This window comes from Vibrio sp. 1727, from assembly GCF_033344415.1.
Classification (GTDB): Bacteria; Pseudomonadota; Gammaproteobacteria; order Enterobacterales; family Vibrionaceae; genus Vibrio; species Vibrio alginolyticus.
In genome coordinates, this window is record NZ_JAWPOT010000296.1 from 1 (window position 1) to 683 (window position 683).

The window sequence follows — 683 nt, forward strand, 5'->3', positions numbered from 1 at the left end:
TCCGTTTGTATTCGAGTGTGAACTCCTTTACCGAACTAGAGGTGTTCGATGAAGCGACGGGCGAGGTTTACAACTGGGCAAGCCTAATCGGGCAGCAGACGATACTATGATTAACACACTTTCTGATAAGTCGAATGAGTTTAGTTTCTACCAAGCGGTGTTGCTGTTAGAGAAACACTACCAGCTGGAGCCAAACTCAAATTTTGTTGCCGTGGGCGAGAACAAATACTTCCATCAAGAGCGAATTGAGTTCAGCGTGTCGCCTAATCTATGCTTCCCTAAGAGTGATATGGAATTTATCGTTCATATGGAACGAAGTGGGCAGCAGTATTCACGAGTCGAAACGAACTTCCTTGGTTTGCATGGTTCGAGCTCTCCATTGCCTGCCTCTTATACGGAGAAACTTACTGGGCGTGAACCTGATGACAACCCGGTAAAAGATTTCTTTGATTTCTTCCATAATCGCTACACCAGTTTGCTCTATCGTGTCTGGAAGAAGTACCGTTATCATGTACAGTACCAAAGTGGTGCGACAGACGCTTTTTCTGGACGGATGCTGCACTTAGCTGGTTTATCAGGTGTTATGCAAGATTGTCGTGTTGCAGAGTTAGACCGCGCAAAAGTCCTGTCTTACGTTAATCAACTGTCGACACGTACACGTTCTCCTAAGCTAATTTCAGGTA

At 45.2% G+C, this 683-nt stretch carries 1 protein-coding gene; it reads left to right on the top strand.

Annotated elements, in window-relative coordinates; genetic code table 11:
- Window positions 1-106: 106 nt before the first annotated feature.
- Window positions 107-683 (top strand): type VI secretion system baseplate subunit TssG (tssG, locus tag R8O10_RS25340; RefSeq protein ID WP_318191973.1); only part of this gene is annotated, 577 nt, incomplete at its 3' end.